Raw genomic sequence first — 24200 nt, forward strand, 5'->3', positions numbered from 1 at the left:
TGTGGAACGTGGACTCCGGGGAGATGCGTGATGACACCCTTCGAAGTGCTCCCGCACGGCGGGCTCGACCAATCGATCCTCATCCCGGTCCTGGTCGGGGTCTACGTCGCCCTGTTCTTCACCGAGACGTTCGGCTGGGTGTTCGTCGGCCTGGTCGTGCCGGGCTACCTGGCCTCGGTGCTGGCGCTGCAGCCGACCACCGCCGCGGTGATCGTGCTCGAGGCGATCGTCACCTACCTGCTGGCCCGCGGCCTCGCCTACGCGCTGGCGCCGACCGGCGTGTGGGCGCCGTTCTTCGGCCGCGACCGCTTCTTCGTGATCGTCCTCGCCAGCGTGCTGGTCCGTCAGCACGACCAGCTGTGGATCTTGCCGGCGCTGTCGTCCTGGCTCGAGCTGCAGCTCGGCAGCGAGCTCCCGCCCGTGCGCGAGTTCTACAGCATCGGCCTGGTGCTGGTGCCGCTGACCGCCAACATGCTGTGGAAGCCGGGCCTGGTGCGCGGCCTCGGCCCGCTCGCGGTCGTCGTCGGCCTGACCTACGCGACCCTCGAGCTGGTCCTGCTGCCGCTGACCAACCTGTCGCTGTCGTCGTTCGAGCTGCTCTACGAGGACAGCGCGATCGACTTCCTCGGCCACGCGCGCGCCTACGTGCTGCTGCTGACCACCGCCACGCTGGCCGCCCGCTTCAACCTGCGGTTCGGCTGGGACTTCGGCGGCATCCTCGTGCCGGCGCTGCTCGGCCTGCTGTGGTTCACGCCGATCGAGATGATGGTGACGCTGGCCGAGGCCTGCATCCTCTGGAGCATCACCAAGCTGCTGCTGCGCTACACCCCGCTGAAGCGCTACAACCTCGAGGGTCCGCGCAAGCTGGCGCTGGTGTTCAGCCTCAGCGTCGCGCTCAAGTGGATGCTGTCGCTGATCGTCAGCGTGACGATGCCCGGCATGCGCGCGCGCGAGCTGTTCGGCTTCGGCTACCTGCTGTCGACCCTGCTGGCGATCCGCATGCTGCCGAAGAAGGCGACGCGGCGGGTGCTGCTGCCCACCATCACCACCGCGTTCGCGGGGTGGCTCATCGGCAGCGCGCTCGGCCTCGGCCTCGACGTCGCCGCGCCGGTGCCGACCCCGGTGCCGGCCTTCAACCCGCGCAACACCAGCGATCGCCTGCTGCGCAGCGAGGCGGGCGCGCTCGCGCTGGGCCACGTGCGCGCCGAACTCGCCCCGCCGCGCCTCGAAGCGCCACCCGCGTCCGCGCTCATCGCCCACGCTGAGGCCTGGTCCGCGCTGGCCGCCTGGATCGCCGCGCCGACCGACGACGCGGCCGCGACCGCTCGCGACGCGGCCGCGCGCGCCGACCTCGGCATCCACGCGATGAGCGCTCCGACCGGTCTCTTCCACCATGTCTCTTACGCCATCTCACCGATCGAGCGCGGCGTCGTGCACACCAGCTGGCCCTCGGCCCTGGTGGTGCCCGGCGCGAGCGGGCCGGCGATCGTGGTCCCGCGGCCGGTCGCCGAGGCCCCGGCCGCCGAGGCCGCGGGCCCGCTGTGCGCCGCGCTGTCGTGCCGCCTGGTGCTGGTCGCCGGGCGCGATCAGGTGCCCGGCGTGATCGACACCACCTTCTCCGCCGCGCTGGCGCGCCTCGCCCCCGAAGGCGCGGTCGAGCTGCGCGCCGACTTCGACGCCCCGCCCGGGCGCCCGCTCGTCCACCTCGAGGCGGCCGCGCCGATCGGCCTGCCCGCGCTGCAGCCGGCCACCCCGCGCGGCGGCGCCGGCCTGCCGCCGATGGCCCTCGCCGAGGGCGCCCCGCCGCTGCTGCTCGGCGCCCCGTGGGGCGAGGGCCGCCGCGCCGTCGTGCGCATGCACCCCGAGACGATGCGCGCCAGCCTGCTGCAGGGCGCCCCCGAGATCCGCAGCGCCCCCGCGCTGATGCCGTGGCTCGCCGAGCAGGTGCGGGCGTGGAGCGAGCGGCCGGACAGCGGCCTCGCCGCGCCGTCGGTCGCCGAGCTGACCTTCCTCGAGCGCCACGTCGCCGAGCCGCTGATCCACGGCTTCACCGAGGACCGCGCGCTCGCGGCCCGCTTCGCCCGCCTGGTCGACGCCGAGGTGTGGCAGCTGCGCGACTGCGGCTCGCGCCGGCCCTGCCGCGCGCTCGTGGCCGGCGGCGAGATCCTGGTCCTCGGGACAGGTCCCTCCAAGCTCGTGATCGAGGCGATCCGCGTGCCCGAGGAGGCCGGCACCTGGCGTCTGGCCGCCGAGCTGTTCAGCGCCGCCAGCGGCCGCGCGCTGCTGATCGCCATCAGCCGCTCGGGCGCCGGCATGTCGGCGTTCACCCCGGCGCAGGCGCTGCACCAGGCGCTGTCGGCCGACGAGGCCGGGGCCCCGCGCACGATCGTGCAGATCCGCGGCCTCGGGGCCCGCCCCGGCGCGCCCGCCGACGCCCTGGCGATCGGCCGCCCGCGCGCCGGCGTCGGCGAGCTTCCGCCTGTCCTTTCGGACATGCTGACGATGTCCGGCCCGCTGTCGTTCGTGCCGCGCTGGCGCCTGCTCGAGGACGCCCCCGAGCTGGCCGCGCTGGTCGGCGTGCGCGACGCCCTGATCGCCTTCTCGGCCGCCTTCACCGCCGACGCCGCCGCGATCCTGTGGTTCCCGCCGGCCCTGCGCCGCGTCTACGCGCTCGGCGACCCGTGCCTCGACCTCCGCCGGCTGTCGGCGCTCGACCTGGTCCCGACCGGCCGCAGCTGCGGCGCGTGGGTCCGCGACGAGGCGGCGATGGCCCTCGGCGGCGTCGCGCCCGGCGTGGTGGATGTCCGCACGGTCATGTCCAAAGGGACAGTCAAAGAGGAGCCGTCGGCGCGCAAGTCGGGCCGGGCGGCCGCCGAGGCGCGCGAGGCCGAGGCGCGCGGCAAGCAGGGCACCGCCACGGTCACCACCGGCGCGGCCGACTTCATGACCGCTCTGGCGCAGGTCGAGGCCTACGCCGAGTCGAACAACCTCCACTGGCTGCGCCTGGTCCTGGCAGGGCCCGGGCTGCGGCTGCAGGCCGGCCTCGGGCGGACCACCGGGCGCGGCTTCTTGTCGCTGTGCGAGACCGGGGCCGACCGCCGCTGCGCGCTCGTCTGGCTCGGCCCGGCGCTGCCCGGCCGCACCGTCGTGCCGAGCAAGATCCGCGCGGTCGGCCCGGCGCTGTGGCGGCGCAACCGGACCCTTCTGGTCGACGGGGAGGAGCGATGACCCATCTCGACCCCGCCCTGCGGCGCCCCGGCACCGCTCACGCCAGCCGTCGCCTGGCCCTGCCGACCCTCATTGCCCTGCTCAGCGCGGTGGTCCTCGCCACCCGCGGGCCGGCCGCGGTCGAGAACGAAGCCGCCGACGACATGCTGACCGCGACCAGCGAGCGCATGATCGCCTACGTCCTGACCCCCGAGCACGGGCCGCGCTTCCGCCTGCCCGGGGGCCCCGAGCTGGTCCGCGTCTCCGCCCACCTGGTGCTGCCCAGCGGCCAGACCTACGTGCCGACCCGCCGCTACGCGTTCGGCATCGAGGCGACCCTGCGCGCGCCCGACGGCGAGGTGCTGTGGCGCCGCCACCTGTCCGATCGGACCGATCAGACCAAGGCCGGCTACAGCGAGGGCGGGTGGATCTACGAGGCCGCGTTCGCCGCCGACCACCGCTACGAGCTGTCCGACAGCGCCGGCCTCGAGCTGTCGCTGCCGAGCTGCCCGCCGTCCTCGACGCTCGAGCTGAGGCTGTCCGAAGAGACAGGTATCCTCGGCAGCGACGGCAACAAGATCGCGGTGCCGTTCAACAACCCGAGCGCGCTGGTCCGCGTCCACCGCCGCGTCGACCTCGGCCTGGCCGGCGAGAGCCTGCGGCGCAGCACCACCCAGGCCGCTCTCGGCAAGGCCCGCCTGGCCGCCTCCACCTTCCTCCCGTGGCACGCGCTGCGCGAGGCCCACCGGGCCCACGCCGAGGCCGAGGCGTGGGAGCGCATGCCCGCCGAGGGCCGCGCCGGCGTCGACTACCGTGGCGAGAGCATCTACGTCGCCGCCGGCCCGCCGCCCGCCCCGCCGCCGCCCGAGCCGCCGGCGCTGGCGATCGCCCCGGGCCAGGCCGCGGTGGTCCACCTGCTCGGGCCGGGCACCGCGACCGTGCGCACGCGCGGCACCGCGACTGTCTCGACGGACATGCCCCAAGAGATAGCCGTGCGCACGCGCTGGCTGGGCCCGTTCCCGGCCGGCCCCGACCCGGCCCCGCCGGCCCCGCCGGTGTCGCTGATGTCGATCCCGATCACCGACGCCTGGCAGGAGCAGGCCGTCCCGCTGACCGCCGGCTGGACCGCGATCGAGCTGTCCACCGCCGTGGGGGCGGCCGACGTCCAGGTCGTCGCCAGCGACGGCGCCCGCCACCCGACCGCCGAGGAGATCGGCCCCGAGGCCGCGCGCGAGTCGACCTTCGCCGCCCTGCGCCTGCCCGCCGAGACCGAGCGCAGCGGCTGCGCCAACGCGCGCCTGACCTACCGCGCCGCCTGCACCTTGACCGCCCCGCCCCCGCCGCCCTCGGCGCTGATCCCCGTCGACCTGCGGACCCTGCCGCTCTACCGGATCGGCCCCGACGTCGCCCCGCTGTCGTTCAACCTGACTGGCCCGAAGGACATCTACACCCGGACCCTGCGCTTCGACGTGCGCTCGTTCGGCGTCGTCGCCCCGGTCCGCCTCGGCCTCGAGTTCCTCGACGCCCGCGGCCACGTGATCCTCGTCGAGGAGCTGCTGGCCGAGCCGACCGGCCTGTCGCTGTTCGAGCGGGTGCGTCCGCCCTCGTCGTTCTTCGCCGAGTCCGCCGGCGGCGGCGACGAGGACGACGCCCAGGTCCCCTCGCTGTTGCCCGCCCTCGGCCTCGCCCTCGCCGAGCGCCCCGTCAGCGAGCCGGTCTCGCTGCGCCTCCTGGCCCCGCCCGAGGCCGTGCGCCTGCAGCTGACCGGCGGCTCGCTGGCCCTGCTCGACGTCCGCACCGTGCTGCCGCCGCCGGCCGACGAGGTCGGCGGCTCGCCGTGGGTCTGGCCTTACGACCAGGTGGTGGTCGACGACGAGCGCTGGCGCTACGCCCCGCGCCGGCGCGACCGGTGGTTCCCGCTGCGCGCCGAGGACCACGCGCTGCGGCGGGCGGCCGGCCAGGTGATGCCGCTGCAGGCGCAGATCCGCCGCGAATACGAGCCGCCGCGCCCGACCACCGAGGGCCCGTGGATCACCGCGCACCCGCGCGGCGGGGCCCAGCGCCTCGACATCCTCGAGCTCGTGCCGCCGGGCCGCCGCGACGAGGCGATCGCCAACTGGGGCGCGGGCGACGTCTCGGTGCTGCGCCCCAATGTCGTCGAGAAGATCGACCTCCGCCGCGGCTTCGCCCGCCCGACGCGCATGCGCTACCACGCGATCGGCGCCGGCGTGCGCGCGCTCGGCCAGGACATCTTCCTGCGGATCAACGACGTCGACGACGACTGGCTGATCACCGCCCGCGCCGAGAGCCGCCGGATCGCCCGACCCAAGGGCGGGCTCGTATCCCTCCTGTGGAACTCGGAGCCGGAGCCGGTGCGCATCCTCGTCAACCGACCCACCCTCTCCGGCGCGCCGATCTACACCGCGCGCCAGATCTACCGCCTCGCTGACAACTCGCTGACCGTGGACGTGCCCAAGCGCGCCGGCGTCGTCGAGGCGCTGCACGTCGTCGTCTACTGGCTCGAGGGCCCGCCGACCACCGCGACCTCGCTGCGGGTGGCGATCGACGGCGGCGCGCCCAAGCGCCACTCGGCCCGCGGCGTCAACGTCTCGCAGGCCGAGCTCTCGGTCGCCCTGATCCCCGACTCCGGCGCCGAGCTGCTGCGGACCGACCGCGACACCCCCGTCCGCGCCCAGCGCACCACCTTCACCATCCGCCTCGGCGACGACCTCTCGCCCGGCCGCCACTCCGTCACCTTCTCCCGCGACAGCGGCGCCCCCGTGTGGCTGCGGCTGTTCCGCGAGGCCCCGAAGAGCCACGGCGCCGCCACCGACCTCGAGCCCGGCCATGACGACTGAACCCCTCGCCTCCAAACCAGGCACCGCCCCCTGTCTGGCGGAACATGTCCTGCAGGACACGCTGATCGCGCCGCGCCGCACATGTCTCTATGGACATGTCGACACCGCGCCAGCCCCGGCAACGACATGTCCCTCGGGACCTATGAACGCTCCTCCCGCGGCCCCCGGCGCGCCGCCGATACCAGCCGCGTCTTCGGCAATTACCTGTCCCTCAGGACATATCTATCCCCCGCCTGTCGCTGCGGATCCGGCCGCTCGCCCGCGCGAAACATGTCCCTCGGGCCATATCATGCCTCGCGCCGCCGCGGCGCCCGTCGCCCGCCCGCCGGCGCCTCCGGTCGCGGCCCGGCACGCCCGCTACATCCACGCACTGTCGGCCGCCGCCGCCGAGGCCCCGCGACCCGCCGCTCGCCCGCCCGCGTCTCCGGCCGCGGTCCGCCACGCGCGGCAGATCCTCGCCCTGGCCCTGGTCCCCGCCGAGGCCCCGCGCCACGTCCCTCGCCCGCCCGCGCCCCCTGCGTCCACCTGTCCCCCGGGACACGTCAATGCCGACGCCGCCAGTGCGTCCCGACCCGTCGCACCTCCGGTCCCTGGCGTCCCCTCAGCCGCCTCGCGCGCCCACTCGAGAGGAGCCGCTCGACCGCCCGCCGTCCCCGCCGCTCCCTCCCAGGTGTTCACCCGCACGCCCACGGTCCCCGCATGTCCCTCGGGACAGGCCCCGCGTTCCGCCGGGCCAATCGCTCGCCCGCCTGCCGCTCCCAGAGCACAGGCCGCCCGCCCGCCTGCCGCTCCGGCATGCCCCAAAGGACAGACCCTGCGCTCCCCCACCGCTCCCGCCGGTCCGGTCGCACGCCTGCCTGCGGCCCCGGCATGTCCCGAGGGACAGGCAACTCCTGCCCACCCCTCGGCCCAGCTCCCCCGCCCGCCCGCATCCCTCGCCGACCAGCCCCCCGCCCCGGAGCCCGCGTCCGCCGCCTCTCTCGCCCGCGGCTGGGCCATCCTCCTCGCGCTGTCGGCCGGCTGTCAGGGCCGCGCCTGCGACTGCGCCGACCCCCAGGCCGACGACCCCCGCTACACCGCCCGCGCCGGTTCGCCTGCCCGTTCGGACATGCCCCCCTGGGCAGGTCCCGAAGACCAGCCGGCCTCGGCCGCGCTCACGGGCGGGCGCCCGCGGCCGCCGGCCCAGCCGCTCGACGCCTTCACCATGATCGACCCCACCGAGCTCCGACACCGGCTGTGGACCGAGCCGCCGCCGCCCTTCTACGTCCCTCCGACGCCCGAGCGGACGGCCGCCTTCGAGGCGCTGATGCGCGGCCTCCTGGCCACGCCGACCCCCGAGCCCGAGGCCCTCGGCGAGGTCGCGTGGGCGGCCGGCTTCGAGGTCCACGCCTGGTACGTCTCGGGCCAGCGGCTGCTCGCCGCAGTCGAGCCGCGGACCGGGCAGACCGGCGGCGGCGCCTACCTCGTGCGCGTCGCCGACGGCGCCGTCGTGACCGACGAGCGCCCGGTGATCTTGCAGGCCCCGCACGCCTTCCACGACCTCGGGACCGAGCGGATCGCCCTCGCCCTCGCCCTGCGCGGCGACGCCTGGCCACGCGCCCTGTTCGTCAACACCGTCCACCGCTACCTCGACACCGACGGTCAGCGCCGCGAACGCGACGCCGCCCCCGCCGACCCCTGCCACAACCCCGAGCACCTGTTCTCGATCGCCACCGCCGCCGCGCTCGACGTCATGCCGCGCGCCGAGGTCGTGCAGATCCACGGCTTCAGCGAGGACGACGACCCGCTCGGCCCCGCCGCGGTCGTCAGCGCCGGCGACCGCGTGGCCGCCACCGGCCGTACCCGCGAGGTCGCCCAGCGCCTGCGCGGCGCCCTCGGCATCGCGGTCGCCCTGTTCCCCGACGACCGCACCCGCCTCGGCGCCACCGCCAACGCGCAGGGCCGGCTGATCCGCGCCCGCGGCGGCGCGGCCCGCTTCGTCCACCTCGAGCTGTCGCACGAGCTGCGCCGGCGGATCCAGCGCGACGCCAGGGCGCTCGCCAGCCTGGCCGAGGCGCTCCGCCCCGACCTCCGCGACCCCGAGGAGATCCTCGGCCTCGCCCCGCCCGAGCGCCCGCTCTAGACCTGTCCTTTGGGACATTGATCAATCTTTCATCAACATTCGTGTCGCTCTGGGCCCCTCCCCTCCAGGAGCACCACCGTGTCCACCCCTCTCCGCATCGCCTCGTGGCTCCTCGCCGCCGTCGCGCTGTTCCCCCACGGCGCCAGCGCCCGGCCCGGTCGCGCCGCCGCGCCGCTGGCCGACCCGGCCGTGCGCGCCGGCATCGAGTGGCGCCCGGTCGAGGTCGTGCCGGTGGCGCTGGCCGGCGCCGCGCCATGGATCGCCTCGCCGACCCCCGAGGCGGCCACTGCCACCAGCGCGGTCGTCGGTCCCGAGGCCGGCGCGATCATCCGCTTGGGCTCCCTCGCGGTCCTGCAGGTCCGCGCCGAGCCGGTCCGCGGCACCGGGCGGCCGGCGCCGCTGAAGTTCTGGCGCCGCTCCGGCGCCGAGGAGGCCGGCCGCGCCGCGGTGCTCGAGCCGGCGCTGGAGGTGGCCCCGGGGACATGGCTCTTGGAACATCCTCCGGGCGGCCCCGGCGAGTGGCTGGTCAGCGCCGGCGAGCCGACGCGGATCGTCGCCCTCGCCCCCGCGCCTCGCACCGGCGAGCTGATCTGGGAGCACGTGCTCGGCGCGGTGCTCGAGTGGATCGACCGCGGCGGTCCGCCGCCGCCGCTGCCCGATCAGCCGAGCTTCGCCGACCTGCGCCGCGAGCTGCTGGCCGACGCCGCGGTGGCCGCGGCCCTGCGCGCGACTGACCCGAAGGACATGTCCCTCCAGGCAGCCGTCAAGGCCTGGCGCGGCGCCGCCGCGGTCCAGCGGATCACCGCCATGCGCCCGCCCGGACGCCCCGCCTTCGCCCTCGAGACCTCGCCGCGCCCGCTGCCCGGCGCCGCCGCGGTCGACCTCGACGGCCGCCCGTTCCAGCGCACCGCCGGCGGCCGCAGCTGGGACCTGCGCATGACCGGCCCCGGGGTCGCGTGGATCTCCGCCAGGCTCTTGGGACAGGACCCGAAGGCCAGCATCTCCGTGCACGCCGAGGGCCGCCGGCTCGTCCGCGAGCGCCTCGCCCCCGAGACCCCGTGCGCGCCGGAGGCCATCGAGTGCCGCGTCGGCGGCCCCGAGCGCGACCTGGCGATCCCGCTGGCCCCGGGCGAGCACACCTACCGCCTGCAGGTCGAAGGCGACGCCGCGCTGCTGCAGGTCCGCGTCGGCCAGTCGCTCGAGCGGGTGGCCACCGCGTTGCGCCGCGAGGGCGCCGACGACCTGCTGCGCGCCGGTCACCGCGCTCTGGCCCGCTCGCGCTCGCCCCGGGCCGCCCTGGTCGGCGCCTTGCTGGCCCAGGTCGCGGGCCGCCCGCTGCCGCCAGTGCGCCGCCCCGCCCCGCCGCCGCTGGCCCTGACCTTCGACTGGTTGCAGGCGCAGCAGGACGGCCTCTCGCCGGCCCGCCGCCGCCAGCTCGCCTGGTCGCTCGCCCGCACCGCCGACATGGTCAAGGACCGCGAGCTGGCCGCCCGCGGCCGCGCCGCCGGCATCAAGCTGCTCGAAGGGACAGGTGACGCCGGCCTCGCCCGCCGCCTGCTCGGCCCGCGCCCGAGCGAGGCCCCGGCCAGGGCGCTGGCGGCCGCCGCCCGCATGCTCGACGGCCCGCCGCTGCCCCTGGCGAGCCCGATGCTGGCGCTGTTCGAGCGGGCCCGCCGGCTCGACCCCTACGACGCCGAGCTGCGCGCGGCCTACCGCGACCACTGGCAGGCGACGCGCTGGTCGACGCTGCTGCCGAGCCAGGAGGGCCCGTCGCCGCTGGTGTGGATCGAGCACCTCCCGCGCGACCCGCTGCGAGCGCCGACCAGCGCGTCGCTGTGGACCTGGCCGAACGCACATGTCCAAACGGTCACGGCGCCTGCGCTGCCGGAGGCCCCCGGCCGGCCGGCGCTGCTGCGGCTGTACGCCCGCACCGACGCCAGCCTGACCGTGACCGTCGACGACGAGCGCTGGCGGACCCTGCCGCTCGCCCGGCTCGAGCTGCTCGAGCTGGCCCTGCCACCGGGAACGCACGCGCTGACGGTCGCCGGGGCCAGCGGCAGCGAGGTGTGGTCGTCGCTGGCGCCCACGCCCCCGCGGGCCCCCGACGCCCGCCTGCTCCGCCTGTGGCGCGCCGACGCCGAGCAACCGGCCCGCTTCGTCCTCCCCGGCGAGCCGGCCCACGCCCGCGTCGACATCCGCGCCTTGGGCAGCGACGCCCCCACCCGCGTCGACCTGACCCTCAAGACCGACACCGGCCTGCGCCGCCAATTCAGCGTCGAGCTGCGCCCCGTCGACTCCAACGCGATCCCCCTCGACGGCAGCCCCCGCGTCGGCCCGCCGACCAGCGTCCTCATCCCCCTCGACCTCCGCGCCCGCGCCCTCGAGGTCCTCGTCGCCAAGGGCGGCCCCGCCGTCGCAGTGTCCGCCGCCGTCCGCGCCCCCGGCCTGCGCGAGCCCGTACCGGCGAACGAGACCGAAAGCCATGCCCCGAGAGACACCACGACCTCCGCCGAGACAGGTCCCGAAGGACATGCCCCGAAAGACACCTCCGCCGCGCTCAGCACGATCGTCGCGACAGGTCCCGAAGGACATGCCGCAAAGGACACCTCCACGGACCCCATTCCCGGCAAGCCTGCCCCCCAGGACAGCCCGCGCCCCGAGAGCCCGGCCGTCACGCTCGAGCGGGCCAGCCGCGGCCTGCTCGAGCGCCCCAACGACCCCGAGCTGCTGATCGTCCGCGCCGGCGCCCTCCTCGACCTCGACCAGCGGGCCTACGCCCTGTCCGACTGGGCCCGCGTGGCCGCCCACCCGCTGCCGCCCGGCCTGCAGGATCGCGCGCTCGCCCTCGGCCGCCGGATCGAGGCCCTCGGCGCCCCCAGCCACGTCGACGTCACCACCGACGTGCCCGCCCTCATCGCCCCCCCGCTGGCGGCCGCCGGCCTCGATGACCTCGCCCTCGCCCGCCTCGCCCCCGCGGCCGCCCGCGCCCGCGCGGCAGGGCCCGCCGCCGGCCTCGCGGTCCTCGACGAGCTGGCGCCCGCGTCCCCCGCCGAGGTCGGCGCCGCGGTCCTCGGCGCGCCCGCCCCCGGCGCTATGTCCGAAAAGACAGGTCGAAATATCCCCGGAGACATGTCCGAAAAGACGAAAGAGTCCGGTCCCTCCGCCAATAACCAACCTGCCCCGAAGGCCCTGTCCCTCAAGACACCCGCGCGGCTGCCCGCCGACCCGGCCGAGCTGGCGCTGCGGGCCGCCCTGCTCGACGCCGCCGCCCGCCCGGCCGAGGCGTTCCGCGCCTGGCACCGCGTCTACGCCGCCACCGAGCGCTGGCAGGTCGGCCTCGCCGGCATCAAGAGCGCGCTCGCGGCGCTCGACGAGCCGACCACCAGCCCCGAGGGCGCCGGCCTCGCGTACGGCCTCGCGCTGCGCGTCCGCCCCGCGATCCGCACGCCCTACCTCGACCGCCTCGCCAACATCGCCGGCGAGCGCAGTCGCTGGTCGCACCTGATCCTCAGCGAGGAGCGAGGCAGCCGCGAGCACGTCGACCTGGCGAAGCAGCCCGCGCCCGCCACGGTCACCGCCGACGCCCGCGCCGCCTTGCTCGCCGCCCCGTTCCCGACCAAGGGCGCCCTCATGCTGCGCCCCGGCCAGCCCGTGCTGATCGACCTCGCCCGCGGTCACGACGCGCTCGGCTTCGAGCTGTGGTGCCGCGAGGTCCGCCCCGAGCTCGGCGGCGTCGCGCCCACCGTGCGCTTCTGGATGGGCGAGGAGCTGCTGCACACCCAGGCCGTCTCCGCCGACACCCTCACCCTCGCCGAGTTCGCGGTGCCCGCCCGCGACGCGGTCACCCTCGAGCTCGACGACGCCAGCCACGCCTACCTGTGCCTGGCCCGCCTGCGCCGCCCGGAGGCCCGCCAGGTCGCGCGCACCGACCGCTGGCACGTCGCCCGCCCGCGCCGGCCGGTCGAGTTCATCGTCCTGGGCCCCACCACCGTCCAGATCGAGGTCCACGGCCGGCCCGCCTCCGACGTCAGCGTCGCCATCGCCCGCGGCAGCGAGCCGTTCGGCCCGGCCCGCTCCCTCGGCAGTCCCTCGGGACATGTCCCATCGGACCTGTCCCCGAAGACCAAGAACGACCTCGCCGTCCACCCCCCGATCCAGGTCCTGACCCTCGCCGACTCCGGCCCCCTGCGCATGCGCCTGGCCCCCGGCGTCGGCCCGGCGCTGGTGCGCGTCCACCAGCGCCTCGACGCCGAGGCCGAGCCGGTCCCGCCGCGACCGCCGCGCCGACGCGTGCCTCGCCTGGCCGAAGAGACAGCCCCGCTCGCACCGGTCCCGCACCCGCCCGCCGCGGTGCCGCCGCGCGACCGCCAGGTCCAGAAGTTCGGCACCCCGTACGTCGACCTCCACCTCGGCACCGACGACCTCGAGGACAGCGACGACCTGCGGCCGCGCGCGTCCGGCATCGTCCGCCTCGGCTATGCCCGCGAGCTGCTGGCGCGCCGCCTGTGGATCGAGGTCAACCCGGAGCTGCGCCCGCGCGAGGACACCGCCCTGGTCGCCGGCGGCCGCCTCAGCTTCCAGGCCTTCTTCCCGCGCGCCGGCCTGCGCGCGTGGGTCAGCGCCGCCAGCCTGGTCCAGACCGAGCACCAGGTCCAGCCGTGGAGCCTGCGCGGCGAGGGCCGCATCGATCGCCCGACCTGGCTGGCCCCGCGCCTGCAGCTGCTGCCCGGCCTCGACCTCGCCTACCGCTACCAGTCGCTCGACAGCATGAACGCCTTCCCGCGCGGCGAGCTGCACCCGCGCGTGTACCAGTGGTACGTCGAGGATCATCCGCTGGTGTTCCGGCCGACCCTCGACCTGCGGGTGGTCGCCTGGCAGGACGCGCGCGTGGTCGTCGGCGCCGACATGATGCCGAACAGCGACTTCCGCAGCGTCGACCAGGTCAGCATGCACGCCGGCATCGCCGGCGCCCTCGCCCTCTACGGCCGCGTCGTCCCCGAGTTCGCGCTCGACTACGAGGCCTCGATCCGCCTCAAGGATCCCGACCGCGACAAGACCTACTTGCGCAGCCGGATCCTCGCCGGCCTCGGCGTCGGCATCTGGCTCACCGACGGCGTCCGCATGGCCTTCGGCGTCCGCAACAACCTCTACCTCTCCACCCTCTACCCGGCGCGCAACGGCCTCGACTTGTGGCTGCGCCTCGACCTGCCCCTCGGTCGTGGCCTGCGCGACTTCGGACCGCTCGAGATGCCCTTCCGCGCCGCCCGCGAGCACCGCATGTGGCGCCAGGAGCCGACACCATGACCGCCATCATCGACGCGATCACCGAGGCCATCCTCCGCCCCCTCGACCCCCTGACCGCGCGTCTGCGGGCGCGTGCGGCCGCCGCCCTGGCGGCCCGCCTGGCGGCCAGCGCCGACGTCCCGCCCGAGCTGCGGCCCGACCTGTTCGAGCTCGCCGGCCTGCGCCGCGCCCCGGCCCGGCGCGCCCTCGTCGCCGAACATGCCCTCAAGGACATTATCCCGCGGACATGTCTGTGTATCACCGTGCTGCGCCGCGAGCACGCGCTGCTGCAGTCGCGCGAGGCCGAGCTGGTGGCCGCCGCGCTGGCGGCCAAGGACCCGGGCACCCAGAAGGCGGTGCTGGCCGCGGCGATCCGCCGCCACGCCCGCGGCTGGCGCGAGCGCCAGGCCGACCTGCGCGCGCTCGGCCGCTGGCTCGACCACGACGCCCTGCGCGAGCGCCTGGCCGCCGAGCAGGCCCTGCTCGAGGAGCAGGTCGAGCTGGCCGTGCGCATGGTCGGCGCCGCCACTGCCGAGGTCGCCTACGACGAGCGCGCCGAGGTGTTCCCCTGTCTCATCAGCCAGCTCACCTGGCTGCCGCGCTTCACCCTGCGCCTGGCCTGTCTCGAGGCCCTGTCGGCGATCCTCGACCGCCTCGCCGAGGCCGGCCAGGCCCACGAGCTCGACCTCGACCTCGACCTCCGCCTCGCCACCGCCGCCCGCGGCCGCGCCGGCGACTCCGCCGAGCACCCGTGGGTCCAGGCCGCCGCGCTCGCCCTGCTCGACCGCGTCTCGCTCGACGCCCCCGAGGGCTCGCGCTTCGCCATCCCGCAGCTGCGCCTGCGCGCCGGGGCCCGCCGCGAGCACCGCGGCTACGCCCCCACCGCCGAGGCGCTCGAGCTGGCCGAGGCGCGCCTGATCTCCCCGCGCGGCGGCCCGCGCGACTTCCTCGTGCGCGCCCTCGTGGTCGAGTTCCTGGCCCACCGCGCCGCCCGCGGCCGCGACCCGATCCGCTGCGTCGACATCCTGTTCAACGCCGTCGACGACGCCAGCGAGCACGTGCGGATCTCCCTGTGCTCCGCCGCCGTCGAGGTGCGCCCGATCGACACCCGCGGCGCCGCCCTGCTGACGATCCTCGCCAGCGACGGCAGCGCCCGCGTGCGCGCCGCGGCGGTCCGCGGCCTCCTGCGCGGCCCCACCGACGCCCCCGCCCTCGCCACCATCCTCACCGACGAGGCCTCTCCGCTGGTGCTGCGGATCGCCTGCGCCGAGATCGTCAAGATGGCCGAAGGGACATGGCACGCCGACCCCGGCAACTTCGTCCAGCTCAGCACGGTCCTGGCGCGGATCGCCACCCGCGACGATCATCCGCCGGTCGTCCACGAGGCCGCCGCCGCCGCGCTTCAGGCGATCGACGGCGCCCTCGACCCGGCGCGTCGGGCCTGGACCGGCGTGTTCGCCGAGGCTCTGGCCCGCACCCCGCCCGGCAAGGCCGTCCGCGTGTCGCTGCGGCGACCCGACCTGCCGCCGCCCGGCGACGCCGCATGGCTAGGACGGATCCTCGCCGCCCTCACCCGCGAGGACTGGGGCGTCGACGCACATGTCCGCAAGGACAGCATCCTCCTGCGCCGCGGCGACCGCTGGGGCGCCCGCCTGTGGCGCCTGTGGCACGAGCTGCGCCACCCCGGCCCCAACAAGCGCCAGGGCTTCTCGCACGTGCGCGGCCGGGTCCTCCGCGGCGACCTGCGGGCCCACTCCGGCCGCCTGCACGAGGTCGTCGCCACCGAGGTCCCCGGCGAGCGCGTGCACAGCGAGCGCGAGGGCGGCTGGGGCCGACACCTCCCGCTGGTCGACGACCTCCTCGGCCTGCCGGTGCTGCGCCCGCGGCTCGTCCGCATCGTCAGCAGCCAGGGCACCACCGAGCTGCGCTGGCACCGGCCGCTGTGGCAGCGGGTCGCCGCCCACCTGCGCCTCAGCCTGCGCTACGCCCAGCTCGCCGAGCTGCGCCGCCAGGCCCTCGACGCCCAGGAGCCGGCCGCCCGCGCCGCCTACGCCCGCGTCCTCCGCGAGCAGTACGGCGTCGAGCTCTACTTCGTGCCGCACCCGGCCCCCGGCGCCTCGCTGGCCCGCACCGCCCCGTCGCAGCTGCTGCAGCTGTTCGGCGCCAACGAGGCCCGCGGCGAGCCCGTCTACACCAGCGTCGACGTCCCCCTCGGCCAGTCGGTGCGGATCACCGCCGAGGTCGCGCGCGCAGTCTCGGCCCCGCAGCCGGCCGCCGCCTCGGCGATGACCGGCCTCGGCGCGCTCCTCCTCGGCGTCCCGCTCGAAATCCCCGACCTCGGCGAACCTGTCCTCGCGGACATCTTCACATTGAGCGGCTCCAGCCAGACCGCGCTCGCCCTCTTCCTCGCCGCCCTGGCCGCCATGCTGTTCATCGGCACCTACCTGCGCACCCGCTCGATCGCCCGCGACCGCGCCGCCATCCCGCTCGTCATCGGCGGCTGGGGCACCCGCGGCAAGTCGGGCACCGAGCGCCTCAAGGCCGGCCTGTTCCACGGCCTCGGCTACCGCGTGTTCGCCAAGACCACCGGCTGCGAGGCCATGTTCATCCACGCCCAGCCGCGCGGCCAGGCCATGGAGATCTACACGTTCCGCCCCTACGGCAAGGCGACGATCTGGGAACAGCGCACGCTGCTCAACCTGGCCGCGAAGACCGGCAGCGACGTGTTCCTGTGGGAGTGCATGGCGCTGAACCCGGCCTACGTGGAGATCTTGCAACACCACTGGATGCGCGACGACGCGGCGACGATCACCAACTGTTACCCCGACCACGAGGACATCCAGGGCCCGGCGGGCATGGACGTGGCCGAGGTCATCTCCCGCTTCGTGCCGACCGGCGCGCGCACGGTGACCAGCGAGATCAACTTCCTGCCGGTCCTGCGCGACGCGGCCGGCCGCCGCGGCAGCGACCTCGACGCCGTCGACGAGTTCGCCGGCGACCTGCTGCCCGCCGACCTGCTCGCGCTCATCCCCTACGAGGAGCACCCGCGCAACGTCGCCCTGGTCGCCCGCCTCGCCGAACACCTCGGCCTCGACCGCACCCTGGCGATCGCCACCATGGCCGAGCACGTCGTCCCCGACCTCGGCGTGCTCAAGCGCTACGGCCCCGCGCGCATGGCCGGCCGCACGCTCGAGTTCATCAACGGCTGCTCGGCCAACGAGCGCGCCGGCTTCCTGTCGAACTGGCGCCGCACCGGCTGCGACCGCCTCGACCTCGAGAAGGAGCCCGACCGCTACGTCATCACCGTCGTCAACAACCGCGAGGACCGGGTCGCCCGCTCGCAGGTGTTCGCCCGCCTGCTGGTCGAGGACGTCGCCGCCGACCGCCACGTCCTGATCGGCACCAACACCCAGGGCCTGGTCGGCTACATCCGCGAGGCGCTCGAGGGCTTCCTCGCCGCCCAGGAGATCGTGTCGCGCGACGACCTGTCCGATGGGCCAGCCGGCCGCGCGCGCGCCCACCAGCGCCTCGCCCGCCTGCTCGCGCGCGTGCGCCCCGTCGCGCCCGAGGCCCTGCCCGGCCAGCTGGTGATCTACGGCCACGGCGCCGGCCGCTCGCTCGCCGGCGTGCGCGACGAGATCGCCCGCCGCTGCGCGCCCTACCTCAGCGAAGACCCGCGCGCCAGCATCAGCCTCGACGAGGTCCTGGCGGTGGTGCGCAACGAGCTGAGCCCGTGGCTGGTCGGTTTGGTCGAGTCGGCGGATGTCCTCGAGGACAGCGACCCGCCCGAGTGCGTGCGCCTGGCCAGCCCGCAGGAGGTCGCGGATCACTTCCTCCGCCAGCTCGCGCGCACGGCGGTGTGCGTGCGCCTCAAGGCCCGCGTCGAGGCCGCCTTCGCCGAGGGCGGCGGCGTGCCGCACGGCCTCGTCCACGCCGCAGTGCGCGACGCCTATCGCTCGCTGTTCATGGACCTCATCGACGTCGTCGTCGACCCGCTGACCACCGGCGACCAGGTCATCCTCCGCTGCGCCCTCGCCGTCCCGCCCGGCGTGCGCGCGATCCTCATGGGCACCCAGAACATCAAGGGCACCGGCCTCGACTTCGTCTACCGCTGGACCGCCCTCGACATCGCCCAGCAGGGCCTCGCCGCCCTCGCCAGCCCCGAGCCCGAGGTGCGCCGCCAGGCCCTGCAGCGGCTCGCCCAGCCCGCCGATCCCGGCCTCATCGACTCGGGCCTGGTCGCGGCCCAGCTCGAGCAGCGGACCCCCTACGACGGCGAGGCCGAGCTGCAGAGCTTCGCCGCCGGCCGCGCCCGCGCCCTCCATCAGACTCGCGTCTCCGACCTGTCCGCCGGCCCCGCACGCGGCGGTCGCCACGACAAGTGGCTCGGCTGGCTCGAGAGCTGCGTCGAATTCCTCGACGGCGCCCGCCGCTATTACATCGCCCGCCAGGTCATGCGCGACCTCGTCTGCCTCCGCATCAGCCACGCCCGCGCCGCCGCAGTGATGCGCGAGCTCGACAGCCGCGCCAAGGGCGGCTGGCTCATCCGCGGCCTCCGCCAGCGCAGCGGCGCGCCGTGATCCCTTCGGCGTCGTCTCTCGGGGTCTCGTCGCCCCGCCTCTCATCACATGTCCTTTGAGACATGTACCACCATACTGCCATCGCCGGCCCCGCTCGTGATTCGCCCGACGACGGGGGTGTCGCGGTCGGCCCCGTCGCTGCGGCTCCGGCGTCACGGGGAGCCGCAGATCCGGCTCTTTGCCGCGGCGCAGCGGCAAATGGTCGTTGGCACATGGCTTGCCATTGGCACGCGACCGGAGACAGACCATGCGCGATAACTTCCTTTACCGTCACTTCACTTCGTGGACCCTCGCCCTCGGCGCGACCGCCTGCACCATCCAGGGCCCTGGCGGGGCCGAGACCGGCACCGAGACCGAGACCACCGACCCGACGACGACCACGACCACCACGACCACCACCGCGACCGAGCCGACGACCGCGACCGGCGAAACGACGACCACCACCGAGGGCGCCACCGAGCCCACCGGCGATCCCGACACCACCACCACCGGCGAGCCGTCCGAACCGCCGGGCGAGGAGGCCGGCTCGGACAAGCCGCGCGACCCAGATCCGGACGCCAGCGCCGACGAGCTCGCCACCATGGCCGCCGACGAGCGCAGCTTCGCCCTCGAGCTGTTCAAGGCCCTGCCGCCCAGCGCGGACAACCGCGCCATCTCGCCGCTCAGCCTGCGGATCGCCTTCGGCATGCTGTACGAGGGCGCGCGCACCGTCTCGGAGCAGGAGGTCGCCGACGTGCTGCACTTCTCGCTCGCCAAGCCGCGCCTCCACACCGCGTTCAACCGCATCGACCTCGACCTCGAGACCCGCAACCTGCCCGCCTCGGGCGAGGTCGAGGGCGACGACTCGGTCCGCCTCTCGCTCGTCAACCAAGTGTTTGGCCGGATCGGCATCGAGTGGTCGGCGCCGTTCCTCGACGCGCTCGCCATCCACTACGGCAGCGGCATGCGCCTCCTCGACTTCGCCGCCGACCCCGAGGGCGCGCGCGTGGCGATCAACGGCTGGGTGGCGGACCAGACGTTCACCAAGATCGACGAGCTGCTGCCGCCGGCTTCGATCTTCCCCGACGTCACCGCCGTCCTCGTCAACGCGCTCTACCTCAAGGCCCCCTGGGATCACCCGTTCGAGAACGTCGACGAGAACGGCGTGTTCCACGACAAGGACGGCGTCGAGCTCACTGCGCCGATGATGTACGGGGTGTTCGAGAGTACGTCGTACTTCAAGGGCACCGGTGTCGAGGCGGCCGAGCTGCCGCTGCGCGGCGGCGAGCTGTCGCTGGTGTACATCCTCCCCGACGCCGGGACCTTCGACGCCTATGTCGAAGGCCTCGACGGCGTCAAGCTCGGCGAGGTCCTCGGCGGCCTGGCGCCGACCAACCTCGAGGTCCGGGTGCCCCGGTTCGAGTTCGCCAACGCGTTCGCGCTGCGCGAGGTGCTGATCGCGCTCGGCATGGAGAAGACCTTCCAGCTCGGCGCCGCCGACCTCTCGGGCATGACCGAGCAGACGCAGATGGCGATCGCCGACGTCTATCACAACACCGTCGTCGCGGTGGACGAGAAGGGCGTCGAGGCCGCGGCCGCCACCGCGATCGTGACCTTCGACTCCAGCGGAGGGATCTTCGCCGAGACCGCCTTCACCGCCGACCGCCCGTTCCTCTTCGCCATCCGCGACCGCGGCACCGACTCGCTGCTGTGGTTCGGCCGCGTGCTCACCCCGGGCTGAGTCTCTTCTAAATCTGTCCTTCAGGACATCTCACTGAAGATGTTCTGAAGGACATGTCCGAGGGGCCACGCGATGGTCGCCACCCCACCCGCGGACCCGCGCCTCCGCGAACCCGCGGATGAGCGGCGCCCGAACCTTCGCGCCACGTCTCGGAGCCCGAGAGCGCGCCGGCGCCTCGAGAAGCCGCCGTCAACCGCCCGCAGCCGCCATTCTTTTTAAAATTTCGGATCTCCGCCGCAATTTTTCGGCTCGCCCCGGCGACTCCACGAGCGAGCGGGACGCCGCCGCGCTCTCGCATCGACCCGAGGCGACCATGACGACACGTTGGCTCCCTGCTCTGTGTACCCGCCCCGCGCTGCGCTCGGCGCGGGCGTTCTTGACCCGCACCTGCCTGGCCGCGCTGGCCATGACGGCGAGCGCGTGCGAGGACCCGTCCGGGCCCGCCACGGGCATCTTCGTCAGCCAGGCGGGAGACGTCCTGCTCGCGGTCGTCGCCGCCGACGACCTCGTCACAGTCTTCGCCTGCGACGGCAGCTACGACTGGCTCGGCGTCCGCGCATGGTTTTACGGTGCGCTCGACGACGGCTCCGGCACCCTCACCAACGCCGATGGTGCCACCGTCGACCTCGAGATCCACGGCGACCAGTTCAGCGCCGCGCTCCGCGGCGAGCTCGTCACCAACGGGCCCTACGACTTCACCGGGACCGCAGTCGCGGGCGCTGACGCGGGCCTCTACTGGGGCCAGGTCGACGGCTGGATCGGCGGCTGGATCCTCGACGAGGCCGGCGAACAACGCGGCGCCGCGATCAAGCGCAGCACGGACGACGCCTCGCTCGTCTATATCGAGCCGGCCCAGACCGAGGTCGTGCTCGACGATGGGACCGTCCTCCCGCTCACCCGCATGACCGCTCCCACCAAGGTCGAGTGACCGCCTCCCATGGACCCGAGCGATGAGCCTCGCACCAGCACCTGCCTGCTGGGCGGTACGGTCGCGCGGAAGCTCGTGACCGGCGGGGACGTCCTGCGCTAACGTCGGCGCATGGCGAGCGAGTACACCACCGACACGATCGAGGTCCTCACGGGGATCGCGGCAGTGCGCAAGCGGCCCGGCATGTACGTCGGCTCGCTCGACGACGGCATGGGCCCGCTGAAGTTGCTGCTCGCGGTCGTCACTTATGCCATCGATCCGCGTCAGCCCGGCCGCTGCCCCCGCATCGACGTCCGCGTCGACGCCGACGACTTCGTCACCGTCGCCGACGACGGCCCGGGCATCCCCGGCGGCTCGCTGGTCGACCTCCTCGAGCACCCGCCGTACCGCTCGAGCGCCCACTTCGGGTTCCGTGAGTCCGGCCTGCTGATGACCAACGCGCTGAGCGATCCGCTCGAGGTCGACACCGTGCACGCCGGCGAGCAGGCCACCGTCGCGTACGCCGGCGGCGTGCAGCGCGTTCCCCTGCGCGTGAGCGCCGCGTCGCGGCCGTCGGGCACGCGCATCCGATTTCGCCCCGATCCGCAGATCTTCCCGAGCACGCGCGTGCCCCGGCTCGAACTGACGCAGCGCCTCGAGGACCTCGCGTTCCTGCTGCCCGCGACGACGCTGACGTGGAGCTTCGCGGGTGAGCGCGCGACGGGCCTCGTCGAACGCGTGCGCGTCGAGGCCCGCGGACCGCTCGAAAACGTCGCGCACCATCAGGGCGAGTATGTGACGGACGCCGGCCCGACGACCATCGAGGTCGCCCTCGCCTGGCGCACCGAACCGTACGGACAGCCGGCGCGGATCCTCGGCTACACCAACTTCGAGCGCGACGAGGACGGCCCGCACGTCCCCGGCCTGCTCGCGGCAATCCGCGATTTTTTGAAGATCCGCAACGACCGCGGCTACGAGGGGCTCGTGGCTGCGGTCAGCGTGCTGCACGACGATGCCCTCTACCCCCTCCATACGAAGGAAAGGCTCATCCACTCGCCCCTGTTGCCCGCAGTGAAGGAGGCGACCGCGACCGCGCTGCGGCGCTGGGCCGGGCAATGCCCCGAGGCCGCAGACGCGCTGCGCAACCGCATGAAGCCGCGACGAGGCCAACGTCGATGACGGCGATGCGCTGGCACTCTGACGCAGATCCGCAGATCATTCGAACTACTTCGCGCCCGGCATGGGCGGCGCTCCGACAGCCCACCAGCCATCGGGCACGAGCGCCCAGAACGTCAGCGAGAGGGCCACGAGCGCGAGCAGCGTCGCCACGGCCAAGCGTGAGTTCGCCCGGCTTCCGGCGAGCGCTCCGAGGCCCGGGCCGACCAGCAGGAGCGGCAACATCACCCGCGCCGGGCCCTGCGGGAACACATCGCCATTGTTACCGAGGCAGACGACGATCCATGCGAGCGTGAAGCCGGCGAAGGCGCCGGCGGAGGCGAGGAGCGGGCTGCGAAGGCGCGGCGACAAGGGGACTCGTCGGAACGGCGCGCCAGAGGCGGTATTCAACGCCCACGCGCCCGGACGCGGCCACGCCGATCCGCACGCCGTGCTCCGACGCACGGCGGCTCGGGCGAGCCCTCGCTCGGACCCGCGACGAGCGCGATATTCGTGCTCCCCGAAGAAACCGACGATGTCACGCTGATTCGTGTGTGCGATGTCGCCAGCGGGCTCAGTGGCGGAACGATCGGGGTCGCCACCGGCGCCGGCTGCTGGTGGTTCTTCAAGAAGTTCAAGACGTGTAAAAAGGTTGGGGTCGGTGTGGCCACATCCGTCTTCGGCTACATCAAGGACAAATGCGAAGGCGCACAGAATTAGTGCCGCTCAAGGCGCCTCTACCGCCGCAGCGATTCGGTTTCTTGCCGACCCGGGAATTCTGCGAGCTCGCGTTCTTCACACCATTCTGGCCGCTGTGCGTTATAGGCTACATCTGCCTGATCGCGGCGCTCGCCTATCTTCTAGGCGTCAGCGTCAGCGACTTCCTGTGGTGGCACCATGTGTTGCTAGCCATCGCCCTCACCGAAGTTTGGAGCGGCATCGTTGAGCTCTGTTGTCGGCGAGCGTTGCGACGATGGAGTAGGCCCCGCGCGTTGCGACGCGCGCGGGACGAGGTCTCGAGCGGCGGCGGATGAGCGCCAGCGCTCGAGCGACGGGAGCACGTCCTCGAGGTCGACCGCCTCGTGTTCGGTGCGGCGGTGGGCCTCGGGGTGAGCGCGGATGCCGTCGCCGCCCTGGGCGTCGGTCTGATCGTCCCCGCCCCGGCCGGGGACCACTCTCCCGGAGGTAGTCCCCGTGTCCGTCCCTGCCCGCACCTCAACCCTCACCCTCATCGCTCTCGCCGGCTGCATCCCGTCGATCGTCATCGGCGACGCCCCCCAGGCCACCGACACCGACCCTGGCGAGCCGGGCTCATCGTCCTCCGATACGAATGATGCCACCACCGCTCTCCCGACCCCCACCGATTCCATCGCCGCATGCGGTGACGGCCAGCTCGGCCCGGGCGAGGTCTGCGACGACGGCAACGACGAGCCCAACGACGGCTGCGACGACGCGTGCGGGCGCAGCGGGCGGCTCGAGTGGACCATCGAGCCCGAGAACGCCGACTTCGTCACCGACCTCGCGGTCGGCGGTCAGGGCCAGATCGTCATCAGCGGCGTGAGGGCGACGGCGCCGAGCTGTGGCGGCAGGCCAGCGAGTTGCACAGCGTCGGCGAGGACCTCGTCGTCGTGGACGACCGCGCGATCGTCATCGGTCAGGCGCGCGTCCAGGGCGTCGACGACAATCAATCCTTCCTCGGCGTCATCGACGAGGACGGCGTGTGGATCAAGGCCGAGCTCGCCGGCCAGCCCGCCCACGCCAACGCGACGGCCGCCTCACCGGGCGCCGGCGGCCTCCTGCTCGCCAATTTCGGCGCCGACCCCGAGGTCCTGCTGCAGCGCCGCGGACCCGACTTCGCCGCGCTCTGGAGCGTCCCCAGCTCCGACACCTTCGCCTCCGTCCACCTCGCCGCCGGACCCGACGAGCGCATCGCTCTCACCGGCATGGACCCGAGCGACCATCACAGGAGCGCCGTCCACCTCTACGACGGCGGCGGTGTTCTGCGCTGGAGCTCCGAGTTCGTCCTCCCGAACCCCGAGCTGTCCGACCTCCCGGCTGCCGCCGCCTTCGGCCCCGATTTCCTGGTCGTCGCCGGCTCGGTCCTCGACGAGGTCGAGGATGCCACCCACGGCCGCATGTGGGTCCGTCGCCTCGCCCTCGACTGAGCGCACCGACGTCTCCTGCCATCATTTGCAGCAGCAATACCGCCGAAGCGAACGAGGCTCGGCGCCCGCGATCGAGGGGCCTCCCGGGCCCATGGTCCCCGACTGCCTACATTGCCACCAGCCGTCTCATCCAGCCCATCCTGCCATCTGCCCCTCTTTCACAGGGCTGAGTCCGCTGACAGCGGACCCACACTTATTATTGA

Annotated in this window: 11 protein-coding genes; 10 read left to right on the top strand and 1 reads right to left on the bottom strand. The window is 74.3% G+C overall.

Annotated features, from left to right (window positions below; all coding sequences use genetic code 11):
* Positions 1–30: 30 nt before the first annotated feature.
* The 8 genes from OV090_RS39765 to OV090_RS39800 all read left to right on the top strand — a co-directional run bounded on the left by OV090_RS39765 (position 31) and on the right by OV090_RS39800 (position 21856).
* The gene (locus tag OV090_RS39765; protein WP_267710068.1) at positions 31–3228 is read left to right on the top strand and encodes a poly-gamma-glutamate biosynthesis protein PgsC/CapC; all 3198 of its coding nucleotides are present in this window, start codon (positions 31–33) and stop codon (positions 3226–3228) included.
* The gene (locus tag OV090_RS39770) at positions 3225–6065 is read left to right on the top strand and encodes a hypothetical protein (RefSeq protein ID WP_267710069.1); all 2841 of its coding nucleotides are present in this window, start codon (positions 3225–3227) and stop codon (positions 6063–6065) included. The genes OV090_RS39765 and OV090_RS39770 overlap by 4 nt, the downstream gene beginning before the upstream one ends.
* A 1108-nt stretch (positions 6066–7173) precedes the next feature.
* The gene (locus tag OV090_RS39775; protein ID WP_267710070.1) at positions 7174–8187 is read left to right on the top strand and encodes a hypothetical protein; all 1014 of its coding nucleotides are present in this window, start codon (positions 7174–7176) and stop codon (positions 8185–8187) included.
* Positions 8188–8265: 78 nt separating this feature from the next.
* Positions 8266–13491 carry a hypothetical protein gene (locus tag OV090_RS39780; RefSeq protein ID WP_267710071.1) on the top strand — a complete coding sequence of 1742 codons (5226 nt, stop codon included), beginning with the start codon at positions 8266–8268 and terminating at the stop codon, positions 13489–13491.
* The gene (locus tag OV090_RS39785; protein ID WP_267710072.1) at positions 13488–18050 is read left to right on the top strand and encodes a hypothetical protein; all 4563 of its coding nucleotides are present in this window, start codon (positions 13488–13490) and stop codon (positions 18048–18050) included. Before OV090_RS39780 ends, OV090_RS39785 begins: the two co-directional genes overlap by 4 nt.
* 247 nt (positions 18051–18297) lie before the next feature.
* Positions 18298–19770 (top strand): serpin family protein, encoded by a 1473-nt coding sequence (locus OV090_RS39790; RefSeq protein WP_267710073.1) that lies wholly within the window; start codon positions 18298–18300, stop codon positions 19768–19770.
* A 313-nt stretch (positions 19771–20083) separates the two neighbouring features.
* Positions 20084–20698: a hypothetical protein gene (locus tag OV090_RS39795; RefSeq protein WP_267710074.1), complete on the top strand. Its 615-nt coding sequence runs from the start codon at positions 20084–20086 to the stop codon at positions 20696–20698.
* A gap of 111 nt (positions 20699–20809) precedes the next feature.
* Positions 20810–21856 carry a hypothetical protein gene (locus OV090_RS39800; protein ID WP_267710075.1) on the top strand — a complete coding sequence of 349 codons (1047 nt, stop codon included), beginning with the start codon at positions 20810–20812 and terminating at the stop codon, positions 21854–21856.
* 45 nt (positions 21857–21901) lie between these two features.
* Here the strand turns inward: OV090_RS39800 and OV090_RS39805 are convergent, their stop codons facing one another.
* On the bottom strand, positions 21902–22204 hold the full coding sequence (locus tag OV090_RS39805; protein WP_267710076.1) for a hypothetical protein: 303 nt from the start codon (positions 22202–22204) through the stop codon (positions 21902–21904).
* A gap of 141 nt (positions 22205–22345) precedes the next feature.
* Between OV090_RS39805 and OV090_RS39810 the strand changes: the two genes are divergently transcribed.
* Positions 22346–22552: a hypothetical protein gene (locus OV090_RS39810; protein ID WP_267710077.1), complete on the top strand. Its 207-nt coding sequence runs from the start codon at positions 22346–22348 to the stop codon at positions 22550–22552.
* Between the two features lie 908 nt (positions 22553–23460).
* Complete coding sequence (locus OV090_RS39815; protein WP_267710078.1) at positions 23461–23997, top strand: hypothetical protein; 537 nt, start codon at positions 23461–23463, stop codon at positions 23995–23997.
* Positions 23998–24200: the final 203 nt, after the last annotated feature.

The organism is Nannocystis sp. RBIL2 (assembly GCF_026626745.1).
GTDB lineage: Bacteria > Myxococcota_A > Polyangia > Nannocystales > Nannocystaceae > Nannocystis.